Below are 16,592 nucleotides of genomic sequence, written 5' to 3' on the forward strand. Positions count from 1 at the left end.
TTGACATTACTCCCGTTTACTTTACGCGTAACTTGTTTTTACAATTTATCACTTATAACTGTTAATAAAAGAAAAAGCTTACGCTGAATGCGCAAGCTTTTAGAACTATATTTTTGTTTATACCAAATTATATTTGACCAATTTTTTGTAAAGTCCTGGACGGGAAATGCCAAGCATCTGAGAAGCTTTGGCTTTATTCCCCTTACTATTCTTTAAAGCCTGGATGATAATTAGTTTTTCAGTTCGATTCATAATCTCTTCAAGCGTTTGTCCTTCGGAAAATGTTATACCCAAATCGCTTTCCTGCTGCAAAACAGATTTGCCTGCCCCGTGGTTATCACTATCAACCAGAGTAATCAAGTGTGACGGTAAATGTTGTTTTTCTATAACGTTACCTTCCATTACATTAAAAGCGCGCTCTATAACATTTTCCAACTCACGCACATTGCCGGGCCAGAAATACTTTTGAAACACATTCTGAACCTCTTCTGAAATACCTGTAACTTGAAAACCAAATAAACGGTTGAATTTTTCAATAAAACACTCTGCAAGTTCAAATATATCCTCTTTCCTCTCCCTTAGCGGCGGGATGGAGAAATTAACCACATTTAAACGATAATATAAATCTTCGCGAAATTTTTTGTACTTTACCATCTGTTCTAAATTTACATTTGTAGCCACCACAACCCGTACATCTGATATTTTTGTATCACCCGCGCCAAGTTTTTGAATCTCTTTTTCCTGTATAAATCGAAGTAATTTTGCCTGCAATGCAAAAGATAAATCTCCTATTTCATCAAGAAAAACAGTTCCGCCGTTTGCCAGTTCCAGCTTACCGGTTTGCCCGCCTTTTTTACCACCGGTAAAAGCACCTTCTTCATAACCAAAAAATTCCGATTCTAACAGCGTATCCGGTATAGCGGCACAATTTATTTTTATGAAGGGTCCAGACCGCCTTAAACTTGCAGCATGGATGGCCTGGGCAAATAATTCCTTTCCGGTGCCACTTTCACCTGTAATTAAAACGTTTGAATTTCGCGGCGCGACTTTCAATAATGTTTCCTTTAAATCAATTAATTGAGGGCTATTGCCTATGATATGATCCACTGTATAAAAAACTGCAGATTGCTTTTTCTTGACCCTGGTTTTCGCAGTGTTTTCATCTATTTCCTGATTGCCGCTACGTTCGGGGTTTAAGAATTTAATTTTGGCCAGTGCTCCCTGGATGCGCTGGTTATTCTTTATAGGCAAGTAATCAACTAAAAAACTCCGTCCTTCAATACTATCAATTTTTCCAAATTCCGGAACACCATTTTTAATTATTTTAATCAATTTACGTAGACCGCTGTGCTTACATACTTCTGTCAGCGGCTTCCCAATCATTTTATCCGGAGTAGATTTTAACGTTAATGCAAGGGAATCATTAATCTGCAAAACCCTACCGTTTTCGCCTACAACTAAAAGCCCTTCATTACTGTTTTCAAAAATTGTTTCTAAAATTTTTTCAGGCGAATAATTATATTCTTGCAATTCCTCCGGATAAAGCACCCACATCACCCCAAAAATATTTAGACTTGTTTAAATATTTTAACAACTACAAAACAAGCTGTACAGTCCCGAATCTTTACAAAAAAATAAATTAAGTCACAAAAAGTCTTATTTAGTTCATTTTTAACAACTATGTCACAATCGGATACACTTTTTTGATACACCATTAATTGATTTTCATTGTGAGAAAAAGAAGGAAAATTAGTCTTTCTTATCGAAGTAAGTATGCAGATATTGGAAAAGGGGTAATTTTGTTGGCGAAGGAAGCAATTAATATTAAAGGGACAAGACAGGGGCTTGCCATTTTACTTGATCCAAATAAAAACTTCGAAGAAATGAAGTCCGAATTAATTTTTAAAATGGAAAAAGCCAGTGGTTTTTTCTCCGGGGCCAAATTTACCCTGCATGGTGTTAAAAACCTTTTTCCAGAAGAAAAAAGCCAATTAGAAGCAATTTGCCAGGAATATGGCCTTATCCCTTCTACAGACGTACCTTCACCGAGGGAACGACATATTATAAAAGCGCCAGAATCCCCCAAGAAAACAACAAACGTGCCTGCGGCAGGAGAATTGGCGCTACTTGTTAAACGAACCTTGCGTTCGGGACAAAGAGTTGCTTACGAAGGACACATAACCATTCTTGGAGATGTTAATCCCGGAGCAGAAGTTGTGGCCGGCGGCAACATAATTATCATGGGCACTTGCTCGGGGTTTATCCATGCGGGAGCAAATAACAATCGTAAATCTTATATAATAACTATTGGCTTGCATAATGCACAAATCAGAATCAACGAAAAAGTGCTGTTTAAAACTCCGGAACATCTGCACAACGGCCCTTATGTAGCCTGCATTGAGGAAAATAATATTATTTATTACAAGCTTGATCGATCTGATAGATAGGTAGATTTAAAAACAAAATACCTATAATAGTTTTTGCATCTTTAATGTCACCATTTTTTATCATTTCCATGGCTTCATTGACGTTAATTGTTTCAATCTCAATAAACTCATCCTGGTCAAATTTAGTCTCATGCATGGACAGTCCGCCAGCTAAATATAAATATATTTTTTCCGTGCAAAAGCCGGGCGAAGTAAAAAAATAACATATTTCCTTCCAAACTGCAGCACGGCAGCCGGTTTCCTCCTCCAGTTCTCTTTTGGCGCAATCCAACGGTTTTTCACCTTTTTCTACCTTGCCGGCAGGAATCTCCAACAGACTCTCTCCGGCAGGATGACGAAATTGCCTCACCATCAGCACTTCATTGTTATTATTAATTGCCAGAACTGCCACCGCATCGCTTAACTCAACTATTTCCCTTGCCCCTTGGCGACCATCCGGCAATATCACTTGATCTTTTTTAACCGTCATAATTTTGCCGGCATATATATTTTCAGATGAAATTCTTTTTTCTTCCATAAGCAATTGACACCTCACATTTTTATTAACTTCTTCATTGCCCACAGAGCCAGCCCTGGCAACAAAGCATAATCCTCTGTATGAAGATGACTGGAAGCCGAAGCATCAAATAAAACATTACCCGAAGGTGGAAATTCGTCATCGCCTTCCCATAAAACAAAAGTGATAGGAATTTTAGGCAACACTGGCACAGTAACAGCCACATCACCAAGATCTTCTTCCCAACCGCCCAATAATTTAGCGGCTTCAACCAACTTCCCCGGATTTTCACCAAAAATTGAAACCAAAGGTCTTACCGACCTGTTTGTAAAAGGGCCAATATATATCGAACCGCTGGGCAGTTCCTGAAATGCAACTTTTGATCCATCCAATGCCCTGTTGCTGCAATGGCTCAAATAATGCAATAAAACAATCTGGTCTGTAACCTGCACTTCCCCTCCGTCCTCACAGATAACTTGTCCCTCAGGATGATATACTTTATACTCTTTCCCCAAATAAGTTACTTTAAAAAACAACCCCACAGAATCAAACTCTACCATCGCTTTTTCAGCAGCAACTTCCGGAACAATATTATAGAATTCCTTTAGAGCTGTTTGATGTGCAGGCTTCAGATTAATTAATGCCACATTATAACCTCCCTTAGCGAAATATATTTTAAAATAAAGCATATTAATGCAAAATGCAACGTCCTACATAGTTTGAATATTCACAAAAGGATTTTTTCAATGGAAAAAGAATAAAGAAAATGAATATATTAAAAAAAATACCGTTACCACAACATAATATTAAAATTTGGAGAGATAAAAATTGATTCGCGTCGGTATACCTAATGCCCTTTTTTATTACGTGTACTTTCCCATGTGGAAAGCTTTTTTCGAAGAGTTGGGCTTACAGGTTGTAACTTCAGGTAAAACAACAAAAAAACTATTGGACGGCGGTGTGCGGGAAGCATTAGCCGATGCATGCGTTCCTGTTAAGGTCTTTTTCGGCCATGCTTTATCCTTAAAAGACAAAGTAGATTTTTTATTTATCCCCCGTATTGTTTGTTTAAACAAAAAAACTGTCTACTGCCCCAAATTTTTAGGTCTTCCGGATATGATCCGTTTTGGCATGGAAAATATGCCTGCTGTTATTGACGTTCGTATTGATACTAGAAGTAAAAAAAATGCGGTATTTAGAGCTTACTATTCTGTCGGCAAATTGTTTAATAAAAAACCGGAGCTAATAGTCAAAGCATACCTTAAAGCAAAACATATCCAAAAGGTATATCAACAATATTTGCGCAAGGGACTGCAGCCACCCGAAGCTATTGAACTAATTTTTCAAAATAAAAAACCACGTCTTACTTCACAATCCGGGCAACTTAACTTTGGCATTGTCGGATACCCATATGTTATCCATGACCAGTATATCAGTGTTGATATTGTAAATAAATTAAGACGTATGGGAGTTAATGTAAAAACTTCGGACAATCTTTCGCCTCTTAATTTAAAACTTCAGCGTTATAATACAGGCAAAAGATTCTTTTGGACTTTTAGTGAAAGGACACTGAGAGCTGCGCGTTATTTTTCGAATCAAAAGAAAAAATTGGATGGCATAATCCACTTGACAGCTTTTGGCTGCGGACCAGACTCGATTGTAGATAAATTTATCCAATTTGACAATGGCACAAATGGTATTCCCTTTATGAGCATCTCCATAGATGAACACAGTGGCGAAGCGGGCATAGGAACAAGACTTGAAGCTTTTGTTGACATGGTCAAACGTCAAAAAAGGAGCGAGCAATAAATGCGTCGTGTCACTTTTCCCCACATGGGAGAGTCATACCGCACTTTTAAAATGCTTTTAAACGACTTGGGCAATGAGGTTATACTACCTCCGCGTCCCAGCAGAAAAACCTTAAACCTGGGTGTGCAGCACACCCCTGAATTCGCTTGCTTCCCACTTAAAATTCTTATGGGCACTTATTTGGAAACCATGGAAATGGGAGCAAATGTAATAGTCACCTCTGGTGGCGTAGGACCGTGTAGAGCTGGCCTTTATGCAGAGCTGCATAAAAAAATTCTTCATGATCTTGGTTATAATATTGAAATGATTGTTTTTGAACCGCCAAGGTTATATCCTTTTAATTTCATCCGTAACGTTTATAAACTTAATCCTGCCAAGCTATCTATAAAAGCCATAATAGAATGTATCAAAAGAGCATGGCGCAAGCTTCAAGCCCTGGATAATCTGGAAAAGGCCACACATGTTATCCGCCCCCGTGAAACTCTTTCTGGCGCCACGACTAAAACATATAAAAAAGTTCTGGAATGGGTTGACGAAGCTTATACAACCAATCAAATAGTTGAAGCTGAAAAAGCCGCGTTAGATGAATTAAATAAAATACCACAAAATCCAGAACGTATTGTTTTAAAAGTTGGTATAGTAGGCGAAATTTATGTTTTACTTGAACCAGCCAGTAATCTTGAAATTGAAGAAACGCTGGGCAACTTGGGAGTAGAAGTTGAAAGATCCATGTTTTTAACCGGGTGGACTAGGGATAATACCTGGAAGGAAACGGTCGAAGGGATGACCGTAAAAGAAGCAGCGGAACCTTACCTGCCAGAACTGATTGGGGGGCACGGAAGGGATTCAATCGGCAATACCATTCTTTATGCCAAAAGAAAATTTGACGGGGTTATTCAATTGGCCCCATTTACCTGTATTCCGGAAATAGTGGCCCGAACCATATTAACATCTGTTAGCAGAGATTACCAAATTCCTGTGTTGACTTTTTTCCTGGACGAGCAAACGGGGAAAGCAGGAATGGCTACCCGCCTTGAAGCATTTGTTGATTTAATGAAAAGGAAAAAAATGCTCTTGGCGAGCGGCTCATGACAAATGATCATCCCAAGTCTACAAGGAAGTGACGTTATGAGAGCCTATCTTGGTGTTGACGTTGGTTCTGTCAGCACTAATATCGTCGTGCAAAATGAAGGTGGAGATGTACTGGCCAGCTTGTATTTACGTACCAAAGGACGGCCAGTTGAAACAATACAGCACGGGCTTAAAGAAATCACACAACACCTGCCGGACAATGTAGAAATTTGTGGCGTGGGAACCACAGGCAGCGGCCGCTATTTGGCGGGAGTAATGATAGGGGCGGATGTCATTAAAAATGAAATCACAGCCCATGCCGTCGCCGCATCTTTTTTTGTACCCGGGGTTCAAACCGTTTTTGAAATCGGCGGGCAAGATTCCAAAATAATTCTCATACGAAACGGTATAGTTGTTGATTTTGCCATGAATACCGTTTGCGCTGCCGGAACCGGGTCATTTCTGGATCAGCAGGCTTCCCGGCTGGGCATACCTATTGCTGAATTCGGGTCACTTGCCCTGCGTTCCACCAATTCAGTGCGAATCGCCGGGCGCTGTACTGTTTTTGCGGAATCGGACATGATACATAAACAGCAAATGGGACACCCGCTGCAGGATATAATTAACGGTTTGTGCGAAGCACTGGTACGTAATTATTTAAACAATGTGGGGAAAGGTAAAGATATACTGCCTCCGGTTATTTTTCAGGGTGGCGTTGCCGCCAATGCAGGCATTAAGGCCGCTTTTGAAAGAGCTTTGGGAATGGAGGTTAAGGTCCCGCCCCATCACGACGTGATGGGAGCCGTAGGAGCAGCTATGTTGGCCCGTGAAGAAATTCAGTCCACCAGTAAAAAAACAACGTTTAAAGGCTTTATAATTTCAGACCTCAATTACCGCACAGGAAGCTTTGAATGCAACGGGTGCCCCAATGCCTGCGAAATTGCTGAAATTTACGAGGAAGAAAAGGTCATCGGCCGCTGGGGGGCAAGATGTCCCAGGTGGGATATTATTCAGGAGGAACAACATTGACGGAGCACGATTTAAAGATACTGGCCGTTTTTTTTAATGGAGCAATAATTATTGCCATGGTTGCATCGGGAATCTGGGTGGGGCTTGACGCATATAGGAATGGGCGAAACAGGGCTGAAGCAATAATGTGGGGCCTCTTCGCCGGCTGGTTCCTGGTTGTGGGTCCTATTTTCTATGTGTTTTTTAAAAAAAGGTTTTACAAGTCCTAACAATTTTCTGGTCAGATTATACTGAATGATGACACCTGTCAACGATCACTTACAAGGTATCTATCCTGAAAACTTGCTATCTATATTCATCCCCTGTTGGTGCCACGTTTAGCGGCATGGAGGTCTATCCTAAAAAATTCTCACGTTACTTGTATCTGGCGCTCCGGTGGTTCCCTCAACACGCTACGCAATTTCCCTTACTGTCATTGCGAGCGCAATGAGATGCTTCGTCACTTCGCTCCTCGCAATGACAGGCTAACTATATTTTCATCCTCTGTTGGTGCCGCGCTAGCGGCATGGTGGTCTATCAAGAAAAATTGTTATGAACCGGTGGCTCCCGCCGCGTTAAACTTATTTCTGAATTCAAAACCCTTTTTTATTTTCATTAAGGGTTTTTTTGTTATTTATAAGCTTTTTTAAGGCATGTTTTTTGCTTATTATATAACTATATTTATAATTATATTTTTAAAAGTAGCACGGAGGGAGGTGTTCGGTGTGTCCCGATCCCGGTTAAATAAGGGTTTAGTTCAAGTTTACACAGGAAACGGCAAAGGCAAAACAACCGCTTCACTCGGCCAGGCTGTACGAGCCATTGGTCATGGCTATAAAGTCTTTATGCTTCAATTTATGAAAGGCAGTAAAGATTATGGAGAAATAAAGACTGCAGAAAAATACTTGCCTAACCTGATTATTGTGCAAAGCGGCCTTGAAACTTTTGTCAGCAAGGAGAACCCATCCCAGGCTGACATAGATCTGGCCAGACAGGGATTGGCCACTGCGCAAAAAGTTATCAAGGAAGGCCATTATGACCTGGTAATCCTGGATGAAATTAACGTAGCCCTTGATTTTAATCTGATAAATTTGGATGATGTATTGGAAATGATTAAGACCAAGCCGGACCATGTTGAGCTGATATTAACCGGCCGATATGTTCCCCCCAAAATACTTGATCATGCCGACCTGGTAAGCGAGGTTTCCCTTATTAAACATCCTTATTACCAGGGGGTTTCAGCCAGAAAAGGCATTGAATATTAAAGCGGGTGAAAAAACATGTTGGAGGTCAGTAAACTTATCCAGGGGGATAAGCGTACAACTGCAAAAATAATTTCACTGATTGAAAATGAAGGAGAAGGCAAACGTGAACTTTTAAGCAAGATTTACCCGCATACCGGTAACGCACATGTTATCGGTATCACCGGTTCGCCGGGAGCTGGCAAGAGTTCACTGACCGATGTATTAATTAAGCAGGCAAGAAATAACGAATTAAAGGTTGGCGTTATCGCCGTTGATCCAACCTCACCGATTTCCGGCGGAGCTCTGCTCGGTGACAGGATTCGCATGCAGGAGCATGCTTTAGATAAAAATGTTTTTATCCGCAGTATGGGTACAAGAGGCTGTCTTGGCGGCTTGGCCCGCGCAACCAAAGATGTGGTTAAAGTTCTTGATGCATACGGTTGTAACATTATTATCATTGAAACAGTAGGTGTCGGGCAAAGCGAACTGGATATTATGCATTACGCTGACACAACACTTGTAGTCCTTACTCCCGGGGCAGGAGATCACATCCAAACGATTAAAGCAGGTATTATGGAGATAGCCGACATATTCGTTATTAATAAGTCAGATCTGGGCAATACCAAAAAAATTGTTACCGATATTGAGCAGATGCTGGATATGAGCCCGCGCTATCACGGCAAATGGCGCCCCCCGGTAGTGGAAACCAGTACGTTAACAGGCCTGGGCATAGCAGAGCTATGGTCCTTGATGAACCAACACCTGGAAACTTCCCGGGCCAGCGGTGAACTGCGGGTTAACCTTCGTGAACGTTTAAAAGCTGAAGTAATGGAAATGGTTGAGGAAAATTTAAGCAAATATTTATGGGATTTGTTCGCTCAAAATGGCGGCATAGAGCAAGTGCTGGATGATTTGGCTGACCGTAAGCTCGATCCATATACGGAGGCTAACCGGATTTTCCAGAAATTTTTTATAGAAAGGGGCAATGATAATGTCTGAAAAATTTGACGAAATAAAAGCCGCTAAAGAAAACTGGCAGGCTGAAAGATCTAAACGAAAAGACCGGGACATAAAATTTGAAACGGTTTCAGGCATGCAGCTAAATGATTTATACACTCCGGAAGACGTTAAAAACCTTGACTATATGAATGATTTGGGTTTCCCGGGCGAATATCCCTTTACCAGGGGTGTACAGCATAACATGTACCGGGGCCGCTTGTGGACTATGCGCCAGTTTGCAGGGTTTGCAACTGCAGAGGAATCTAATCTACGCTATAAATTCCTTTTAGAAAAAGGGCAAACAGGTTTAAGCGTAGCCTTTGATATGCCGACAATTATGGGCTATGACAGCGACCACCCGCGTTCATATGGCGAAGTTGGGCGGGTTGGCGTAGCCATTGACAGTCTTGCCGACATGGAAACGCTGTTTAATGGTATTCCTCTTGACAAGGTAAGCACTTCCATGACAACCAACGCACCCGCTTCCATTTTGTGGTGTATGTATATCGCCACCGGTGAAAAACAGGGTGTGTCGTCTGAAAAATTAACCGGAACAATTCAAAATGATATTTTAAAAGAATATATAGCACAAAAATCATGGATATTCCCTCCTGAGCCGTCAATGAGACTGATTACCAACATTTTTGAATACGCCTCAAAAAAAGTACCCAAGTGGAACACGGTCAGCATTAGCGGTTACCATATCAGGGAAGCCGGATCGACAGCGGTGCAGGAGCTTGCTTTCACCCTGGCCGACGGTTTTGCCTACGTTGAAGCAGGCATGGCGGCAGGCCTCGATGTCGATGATTTTGCCCCCAGGCTTTCATTCTTCTTTAATTCACACATTGATTTCTTTGAGGAAATCGCCAAATACCGGGCTGCCAGGCGTATCTGGGCCAGAAGAATGAAGGAAAAATACGGGGCCAAGAACCCCAAATCATGGCTGTTACGCTTCCACACCCAAACAGCCGGGTGCAGTTTAACCGCCCAGCAGCCGGAAAACAATATCGTCCGCACGGCCTATGAAGCTTTAGCTGCAGTTTTGGGCGGAACTCAATCTCTACACACCAACTCAATGGATGAGGTTCTGGCCCTGCCAACGGAAAAAGCAGTTCAAATTGCACTAAGAACTCAACAGATTATAGCTTACGAAACAGGGGCCGCCAATGTGATTGACCCGCTGGCGGGATCATATTTTGTTGAAGCGCTAACCAATAAAATGGAAGAGGAAGCAGAAAGGTATTTCGAGGAAATTGACCGGCGCGGCGGTGTTCTGGCTGCCATTGATCAAAACTTCTTCCAGCAGGAAATTGCTGACGCCGCTTACCAATATCAAAGGGCGATCGACAAAAAGCAGCGCATTCAAGTTGGGGTAAATGAATTTGTAGATCCAGATGAAAATTTGGAGATAGAAATACTGACCATTGACCCCGAAATAGAGCGTAAGCAAGTGGAAAATGTACGGAAATTACGCCGTGAACGAAATAACCTGGTAGTCCAGGATAACCTGGACGCACTGAAAAAGGCTGCCCAGGGAACTGAAAACTTAATTCCGCATATCCTTGAATGTGTAAGATCTTACGCAACAGAAGGCGAGATAGTGCAAACATTACGGGAAGTATTTGGCGAATATAAAGAAAAACCGACTTTCTAGTGAGGTGAATAAAAGATGGCAAGAAGAATAAGAGTTTTAGTGGCAAAACCAGGTTTAGACGGTCATGACCGTGGTGCCAGGGTAATTGCCAGGGCGCTGCGAGATGCCGGTATGGAAGTTGTCTACACGGGACTGCATCAAACCCCGGAGCAAATCGTGGAAGCTGCAATTCAGGAAGACGTTGATGTTGTAGGCCTTTCAATTCTGAGCGGGGCCCATATGACTTTGTTTCCCAGGGTCTGTGAATTACTGAAACAAAATGGCGCCGAAGATATTATGGTTATGGGCGGTGGAACAATTCCCGAGGCTGATGTCAAAGCATTAAAGGAAGGAGGTTGGGCTGCTGAGCTGTTTACCCCGGGAACTACCATCGAAACCATAGTTGATTGGATCAACGCCAACGTCAAAGTTGATTAAAGTACTTTGGGGACATTCCCCGAAGGGGTGTGTCCCTTACCTTAGTACAGCCCGGGCTATCAAAACCCGGGTTGTATTTTGTTTTTTAACAACTACAACCTGACCCATTAACTACCGGGATGTCCCTTTCCTTTAAATCCCGCAGGCACTTTAGCGCATAATCTACTTCTTCAATTTTGTTGAAATATGAAAAGCTAAATCTAACCAGCTTGGTTTCAAATGTCCCCAGCGTCTTGTGGGCATCGGGCGCGCAGTGTAAGCCTGCCCGGCATGCAATATCATACCAACTGTCTAATGCGCCGCCCAGGGCGGCGGTATCTTTGCCCTCAATTAAAAAAGATACTACCGGCGCCCTGGCCTCATCATTAGGAGGCCCAAATATTTTCAAACCATGAATTTTAGAAGCCCCTTCGATAAATGCTCTCGTCAGACGGTTTTCATGTCCCCTAATCCGCTGCAGGCCGGTTCTTTTGATAAAATCCACGCCGGCACCCAGCCCTGCAATGCCAACGGCATTTAGGGTGCCGCTCTCGTACTTTTCCGGCAAAACATCAGGTTGGCCGGCCACTGCTGATTTACTGCCGGTCCCACCCATACGAAACGGTTTTAAAAATGCCGCCCGTTCACCAACGTAAAGCACGCCGGTACCCGTTGGCCCCATCAACCCTTTGTGACCTGGCATAGCCAGTAAATCAATTTTCATTTCCTCAACGTCAATATCCAAAATGCCTGCTGTTTGAGCGGCATCAACAATAAAAATTTTGCCCGCATCCCGCACCAATTCCCCTATTTCTTTAATGGGCATGATAGTGCCGGTAACGTTTGAGGCATGAGTTATGACTACCGCTTTGGTATTATGACGTATCGCTTTGGACAAATCCTCTACGTTAATCAATCCCTGTCGATCACAGGGTATTTTGGTAACTTCAATTTTACTGCCAAGGCAGTGCAAGGGCCGGGTTACTGAATTGTGCTCCATAGAACTTGTAATAATATGGTCGCCAGTTTCAACTATGCCCAGTATCGCCATGTTGAGCGCATCCGTGGCATTAAGGGTAAAGATAACCCGGTCTGGATCAGAAATATTACATAAATCTGCAATGGCCTGCCTTGTATTATCTACAAGTTTTCCAGCAGCCAGTGACAGCTTATGGCCGGACCGGCCCGGGTTCGCGCCGGCCTCTTCAAGACAGTGGCGCATTGCGTCCATTACTTCCGGCGGTTTGGGCCAGGTGGTGGCGGCATTGTCAAAATATATCACATGGACCCCCCCAACATATCTGCTTCATATATAACTTAAGCATGTATGAAACCTGCATTAATATACCTCGTTATAAAAAATCGTGCGATAAAATCATTCTTATTTTTTGCAACTGTTATTGCAAGCGCAGCGAAGCAATCTCAATGACTAAAACAATATTTTACATTAATTATATTTTTATCCTTCTACTGGTTCCGTGCTAGCGGCATGGGGGTCTGACGAAAAGAAAAACCCGGATATATGCAATCACATATATCCGGGTTTTTCTGATCTAATCCACCGCAAGACCTCTTGCAAGCATTTTCTTTTTAACCGTGGGATAATAGTCCAAATTCGTATGGGGTAGGAATTTGCTCCCAACGAATTTGTTCATAAAAACCTCACTGGCGTTTAGTTCAAAATATGTTATTGAACGTGATATTTCCTCTGCTTCACGCAGGCAATCTTCTGATATCAGCACCAGCCTTGCACCTTCCCCGGAACTGTTGCCCAACCTGACCATACGATCGCGTTTGAGATCCGGATATAATCCAATGGTAACTGCTGATTCCAGGTCCAAGTATTGACCAAAAGCCCCGGCGGCATAAAAAGTTTCAATATCTTCAAATTTGCAGCCTACACTTTCCAGCAAATATTCCAGGGCAGCGTTGACCGCACCCTTGGTGCGCATGATATTGTCAATGTCTGCTTGGGTAAAGGTTATTGCAGTGTTGTTTTCTGTTTCCGAAGCCGGAACAACAACAAACTCTTTGCTGTTGCCTTTAAATTTACCTGCTCTATTGATAATTCCCGCCAGCAATAATTCGGCCAGGCAGTCAACCAGCCCGGAGCCGCAGATACCGCGAGGCTTTTGGGATCCAATAGTTTTGTAATGCACTTCTCCCGTTTGCTTATCTATGCGCACCTCATAAACAGCTCCCGGCTCGGCCCTCATACCATGCCGGGCCACCCCGCCTTCCAGCGCCGGCCCGGCAGCACCGGCACAGGCGGCCAGCCATTCGTAATTGCCCAAAACCATTTCACCGTTCGTCCCAATATCTACAAATAAGGCCAGGTCAGTCTTTTTATGCATCCCGCTGGCCAGTATGCCGCCAATAATATCTCCTCCTACGTAACTGCCCACGCCGGGCAAACAATAAAGAGGTGCCAGTGGATTAGTCTCCAATCCCAGACAGGCAGCGTTGATAAAACCAGGGTGATTTACTACCGGAATATACGGCGACATACAAATTCTGGAGGGATCGAGGCCAAACAACAAGTGCACCATTGTGGTATTGGCGCCCACTGTAACAGCGCTTATTTCTTGTTTAAAAACTTTAAATTCATTTAGCAATCGTAATATTAAATCATTTAGCGTTTTAACAATCGCCTGTTGAAATTTTTTTCTTCCGCCTTCGCTACCAGCCAAATAAATTCTGGTTAAGATATCTTCTCCGTATTGAACCTGGCCATTGTAATCCGCAGCAGAGCCAAGCGTTTTACCACTAGTTAAATCAACCAGATACCCCACCACTGTAGTAGTTCCAATATCAAACGCAATTCCATAATGCCGGGAACTGGTATCACCGGCTTCAACATCAATAATCTGCCAGATACCGTTAAATTGAGCTAATGTAACGGTTGCATGCCAATTAGAATCCCAAAGCACCGCACTGGCTTTATTTAAAACAGGCAGTGGTACATACGCGTTGCTGAAACCTTCAGGCAGTTTACCCCTCAACCTGTCAACATCGGCAAGGTTGTTTAACAGACTGGGCGGGTCAAGCTGAAGATAAAATTTTCGCGTAATTGGCTTTATATCCACATCCACAAGAATACGGTTTTGAAGAATTGTATTATTAGCGCTAACATCAGACAAAAAACACACCTCTTTAATATTTGTATTCAACATCTAAAATATATCATAGTAAGTTGGTTTATGAAATATAAAAGAGATACCTTACGGTATCTCTATATTACTTGCTGGGGGGTCTTTTTAAATTTACAAAACAGTTTGGCCACAACCCTTACCAGCGGATGCGCCATTGTTTGTTCCAACATTTTATATTCGTTTTTAATTCTAGTTATCTCCTGTTGGGACAGGCGGAGAGACTTGTTCAGCCTTTCCCCTTCAGACATGGCATGTTTTAGATCTGTGCTTAAAGTATTTATTTCTTCTCGCCAAATCTTTTCTTCGTGCTCCCTGGCTTCATTTAGTCTTTCTAATTTTTGTTTTAAATTTACAATTTCCGTCTGCAATTCAGCAACCCGTTCAGCGTGCAATTCCTTTAATTCTAATAATTTTGTTTTGTTTTCCCTGTCACGTTCTTTGTATTGCTGCAATTTAGTGAACATAGTTTCCAAACCAGATTGATTCTTGTTCAAAACCTCTCTTAGTTGTTGATTTTCAAGTTCATGATCTCTAGCCCTTTTTACCCAGAGACGGCATTGGTACAAGATACTGTTCGCTTTGGATTCCAACTTCTGCAGGTGTTCTTTATACCGGTAAATTTCTTTCTTTCTTAATGCCAGGAGCAAATCTTTCTCTGCCATTTGGGTATTGAGCTGTTCAAACCTGTTTATATCATTTTGACGCAATGCCAAAGCTGCAGCAGCCTCTTTATGCGCTGATTCAACCTCACTAAGCTGGTTTTGCAAGTTTGTTAAACGCTCTGTCCACCTTTCCCGGTCTCTAATCCACCTGTCCCTTTGACGTTTTAGCGCCATCAGATATCGTTTTAAAATTTTGTCGTAAATAACCCTGGCTTCCTGGTTATAGCACCATACTCCTTTGCCTATTTCCTCAAAATAGGGAAACTTTTTTAATACCCCCTCAATTTCTTTCTTATCGTTAGCCCTCCATTTCCCGACCACTTCACTTAGCTGCGCTAGCGACAGACCTGTAGGATTCATTATCAGCGCTTTGATAACCAGATGTTTAAGTGAATATTGGCTTGTTTCAACTTCCCATTCCGTCAAGCCCCAGTAACCATTGGAAAGCTGTATAAATCTACCGTCGTTGATTAATTTCACTTGCTCAGAAACAAATTTGCCTTTTTTCTTTTTATTGCCATTGGCCATATCCGCAAAACTTAATGGCTTTTGCTTTTTAAGTAATATGGTATAGAACTGATCGTTATCCTTATACCCTTCTAAATTTAGAGTCCAGGAAGGTCCATGATCATTTGTAAAGCAATCGTGCTGTTCCAGACACAAACGAACTTTTTCTTCCACTTGCACCGGGGCATAATCCTTTAACATTTGTTTATGGACATAATTAGTCAATTCAGCAACTGACAAGGATTCAAAGAAAAACAACGTCTTTTTGAGCACATCAGTAAGCGAGTTTAATTGGCCGCTCAAAATTCCCACCTCTTTACATTTTCCATATTTTGTATTTATATATTTCCATATTTAAATCGAATTTCCTTCCTACATTTGGTAATTTTTATTTTTTATCTTTTTTTGAAAATTATTTCTCATGTTGTCTTGTTTAATACCGTTTTGCTACCATATAATGAAAATAAGCTCTGATAATATTTTAAATAAGATTAAATTATTTAAGAGGCGGTGGGGAATGAAAAGTTCAGACTTTTTTATAGAAGGGCCTGTTGAACCATCATATATATTAGATCTGGAAATGTCTCAGAATTTATGTATTTTCAGGGAGCCGGCCAAGCAGCAAAAAGCATTAGCTGAAATTGCCGGCTCGGATGACGGTATGGTTTATATCATTAGAGAAAATAATACAATAATTGGTTATGTAACATTTCATAATCCGGACAAATACAGCCGCTGGTCCAAACATCCCAGCATTATGGAACTTGGCGCAATTGAAGTAAGCCCTAAATACCGTGGACATAAACTGGGTAGCCGTTTATTGAAATATGCTTTTGCAAACCCGATTATGGAAGAAAAAATTGTAATTACCATAGAATTTTGCTGGCATTGGGATCTTGATAACACCGGACTGGATATATGGAAATACCAAAAAATGCTGAGCAAGCTCTTTGGAAGTGTTGGCTTAGTCCGAATCCCGACAGACGACCCGGAGATACTCGAACATATTGCCAACGTTCTAATGGCGAGGTTCGGGTCAAAAGTCTCGGAAGAAGATATTAAAAGATTTGAAGAGATGCAATTCTGCGGAGGTAGCATTTTTAACTATAAATAAAATAAAAGCCGGTCATCCGGCTTTATTTGTTTT

The 16,592-nt window shown here is 41.9% G+C and carries 16 protein-coding genes; 10 read left to right on the top strand and 6 right to left on the bottom strand.

Annotated features, from left to right (window positions below; genetic code table 11):
- Nucleotides 1-117 precede the first annotated feature (117 nt).
- Nucleotides 118-1,548 (bottom strand): sigma-54 interaction domain-containing protein, encoded by a 1,431-nt coding sequence (locus H569_RS19015; RefSeq protein ID WP_051273164.1) that lies wholly within the window; start codon nucleotides 1,546-1,548, stop codon nucleotides 118-120.
- Between the two features lie 254 nt (nucleotides 1,549-1,802).
- Here H569_RS19015 and minC point away from each other — a divergent pair, with 254 nt between their 5' ends.
- Entirely contained in the window at nucleotides 1,803-2,447 is a 645-nt protein-coding gene (gene minC / locus H569_RS0102790) for a septum site-determining protein MinC (RefSeq protein ID WP_034629302.1), read from the top strand.
- Here the strand turns inward: minC and H569_RS0102795 are convergent.
- Together H569_RS0102795 and H569_RS0102800 are read right to left on the bottom strand one after the other, a co-directional pair.
- The gene (locus H569_RS0102795; protein WP_027363728.1) at nucleotides 2,413-2,964 is read right to left on the bottom strand and encodes an NUDIX domain-containing protein; all 552 of its coding nucleotides are present in this window, start codon (nucleotides 2,962-2,964) and stop codon (nucleotides 2,413-2,415) included. The genes minC and H569_RS0102795 overlap by 35 nt on opposite strands.
- 14 nt (nucleotides 2,965-2,978) lie before the next feature.
- Nucleotides 2,979-3,590 carry a DUF3786 domain-containing protein gene (locus tag H569_RS0102800; protein ID WP_051273166.1) on the bottom strand — a complete coding sequence of 204 codons (612 nt, stop codon included), beginning with the start codon at nucleotides 3,588-3,590 and terminating at the stop codon, nucleotides 2,979-2,981.
- Nucleotides 3,591-3,771: 181 nt separating this feature from the next.
- Here H569_RS0102800 and H569_RS0102805 point away from each other — a divergent pair, with 181 nt between their 5' ends.
- From H569_RS0102805 to H569_RS0102840, 8 genes are all read left to right on the top strand, one after another.
- Entirely contained in the window at nucleotides 3,772-4,752 is a 981-nt protein-coding gene (locus H569_RS0102805) for an acyl-CoA dehydratase activase-related protein (RefSeq protein WP_027363730.1), read from the top strand.
- Nucleotides 4,753-5,844, top strand: a complete 1,092-nt coding sequence (locus tag H569_RS0102810; protein ID WP_027363731.1) for an acyl-CoA dehydratase activase-related protein — start codon at nucleotides 4,753-4,755, stop codon at nucleotides 5,842-5,844.
- A 36-nt stretch (nucleotides 5,845-5,880) separates the two neighbouring features.
- On the top strand, nucleotides 5,881-6,852 hold the full coding sequence (locus H569_RS0102815) for an acyl-CoA dehydratase activase (protein ID WP_027363732.1): 972 nt from the start codon (nucleotides 5,881-5,883) through the stop codon (nucleotides 6,850-6,852).
- On the top strand, nucleotides 6,849-7,061 hold the full coding sequence (locus H569_RS0102820; protein ID WP_027363733.1) for a hypothetical protein: 213 nt from the start codon (nucleotides 6,849-6,851) through the stop codon (nucleotides 7,059-7,061). The genes H569_RS0102815 and H569_RS0102820 overlap by 4 nt, the downstream gene beginning before the upstream one ends.
- A 495-nt stretch (nucleotides 7,062-7,556) precedes the next feature.
- Nucleotides 7,557-8,096, top strand: coding sequence for a cob(I)yrinic acid a,c-diamide adenosyltransferase (cobO, locus tag H569_RS0102825; RefSeq protein ID WP_027363734.1), 540 nt, complete (start codon nucleotides 7,557-7,559; stop codon nucleotides 8,094-8,096).
- A 15-nt stretch (nucleotides 8,097-8,111) separates the two neighbouring features.
- Entirely contained in the window at nucleotides 8,112-9,074 is a 963-nt protein-coding gene (gene meaB, locus H569_RS0102830) for a methylmalonyl Co-A mutase-associated GTPase MeaB (protein ID WP_027363735.1), read from the top strand.
- Nucleotides 9,067-10,728 (top strand): acyl-CoA mutase large subunit family protein, encoded by a 1,662-nt coding sequence (locus H569_RS0102835; RefSeq protein ID WP_051273170.1) that lies wholly within the window; start codon nucleotides 9,067-9,069, stop codon nucleotides 10,726-10,728. The genes meaB and H569_RS0102835 overlap by 8 nt, the downstream gene beginning before the upstream one ends.
- Nucleotides 10,729-10,743: 15 nt before the next feature.
- Nucleotides 10,744-11,145, top strand: coding sequence for a cobalamin B12-binding domain-containing protein (locus H569_RS0102840; RefSeq protein ID WP_027363737.1), 402 nt, complete (start codon nucleotides 10,744-10,746; stop codon nucleotides 11,143-11,145).
- Nucleotides 11,146-11,230: 85 nt separating this feature from the next.
- Here H569_RS0102840 and H569_RS0102845 read toward each other — a convergent pair whose 3' ends face one another.
- The 3 genes from H569_RS0102845 to H569_RS0102855 form a co-directional block, all read right to left on the bottom strand.
- Nucleotides 11,231-12,406, bottom strand: a complete 1,176-nt coding sequence (locus tag H569_RS0102845; RefSeq protein WP_027363738.1) for an aminotransferase class V-fold PLP-dependent enzyme — start codon at nucleotides 12,404-12,406, stop codon at nucleotides 11,231-11,233.
- 271 nt (nucleotides 12,407-12,677) lie between these two features.
- Nucleotides 12,678-14,273, bottom strand: a complete 1,596-nt coding sequence (locus H569_RS0102850) for an ASKHA domain-containing protein (protein ID WP_407638020.1) — start codon at nucleotides 14,271-14,273, stop codon at nucleotides 12,678-12,680.
- Between the two features lie 83 nt (nucleotides 14,274-14,356).
- Nucleotides 14,357-15,757 carry a phage-shock protein gene (locus H569_RS0102855; RefSeq protein WP_309294767.1) on the bottom strand — a complete coding sequence of 467 codons (1,401 nt, stop codon included), beginning with the start codon at nucleotides 15,755-15,757 and terminating at the stop codon, nucleotides 14,357-14,359.
- Between the two features lie 205 nt (nucleotides 15,758-15,962).
- Here H569_RS0102855 and H569_RS0102860 point away from each other — a divergent pair, with 205 nt between their 5' ends.
- A complete protein-coding gene (locus tag H569_RS0102860) occupies nucleotides 15,963-16,559 on the top strand; it encodes a GNAT family N-acetyltransferase (protein WP_034629307.1) in 597 nt (198 codons plus the stop codon).
- Nucleotides 16,560-16,592: the final 33 nt, after the last annotated feature.

Origin of the sequence: Desulfotruncus alcoholivorax DSM 16058 (assembly GCF_000430885.1) — a bacterium.
Lineage (GTDB): Bacteria > Bacillota > Desulfotomaculia > Desulfotomaculales > Desulfallaceae > Desulfotruncus > Desulfotruncus alcoholivorax.

Coding starts and splice junctions, on each gene's coding strand:
- H569_RS0102795 (WP_027363728.1), bottom strand. CDS start 2,964: ATGGAAGAAAAAAGAATTTCATCTGAAAATATATATGCCGGCAAAATT.
- H569_RS0102810 (WP_027363731.1), top strand. CDS start 4,753: ATGCGTCGTGTCACTTTTCCCCACATGGGAGAGTCATACCGCACTTTT.
- H569_RS0102815 (WP_027363732.1), top strand. CDS start 5,881: ATGAGAGCCTATCTTGGTGTTGACGTTGGTTCTGTCAGCACTAATATC.
- meaB (WP_027363735.1), top strand. CDS start 8,112: ATGTTGGAGGTCAGTAAACTTATCCAGGGGGATAAGCGTACAACTGCA.
- H569_RS0102835 (WP_051273170.1), top strand. CDS start 9,067: ATGTCTGAAAAATTTGACGAAATAAAAGCCGCTAAAGAAAACTGGCAG.
- H569_RS0102840 (WP_027363737.1), top strand. CDS start 10,744: ATGGCAAGAAGAATAAGAGTTTTAGTGGCAAAACCAGGTTTAGACGGT.
- H569_RS0102860 (WP_034629307.1), top strand. CDS start 15,963: ATGAAAAGTTCAGACTTTTTTATAGAAGGGCCTGTTGAACCATCATAT.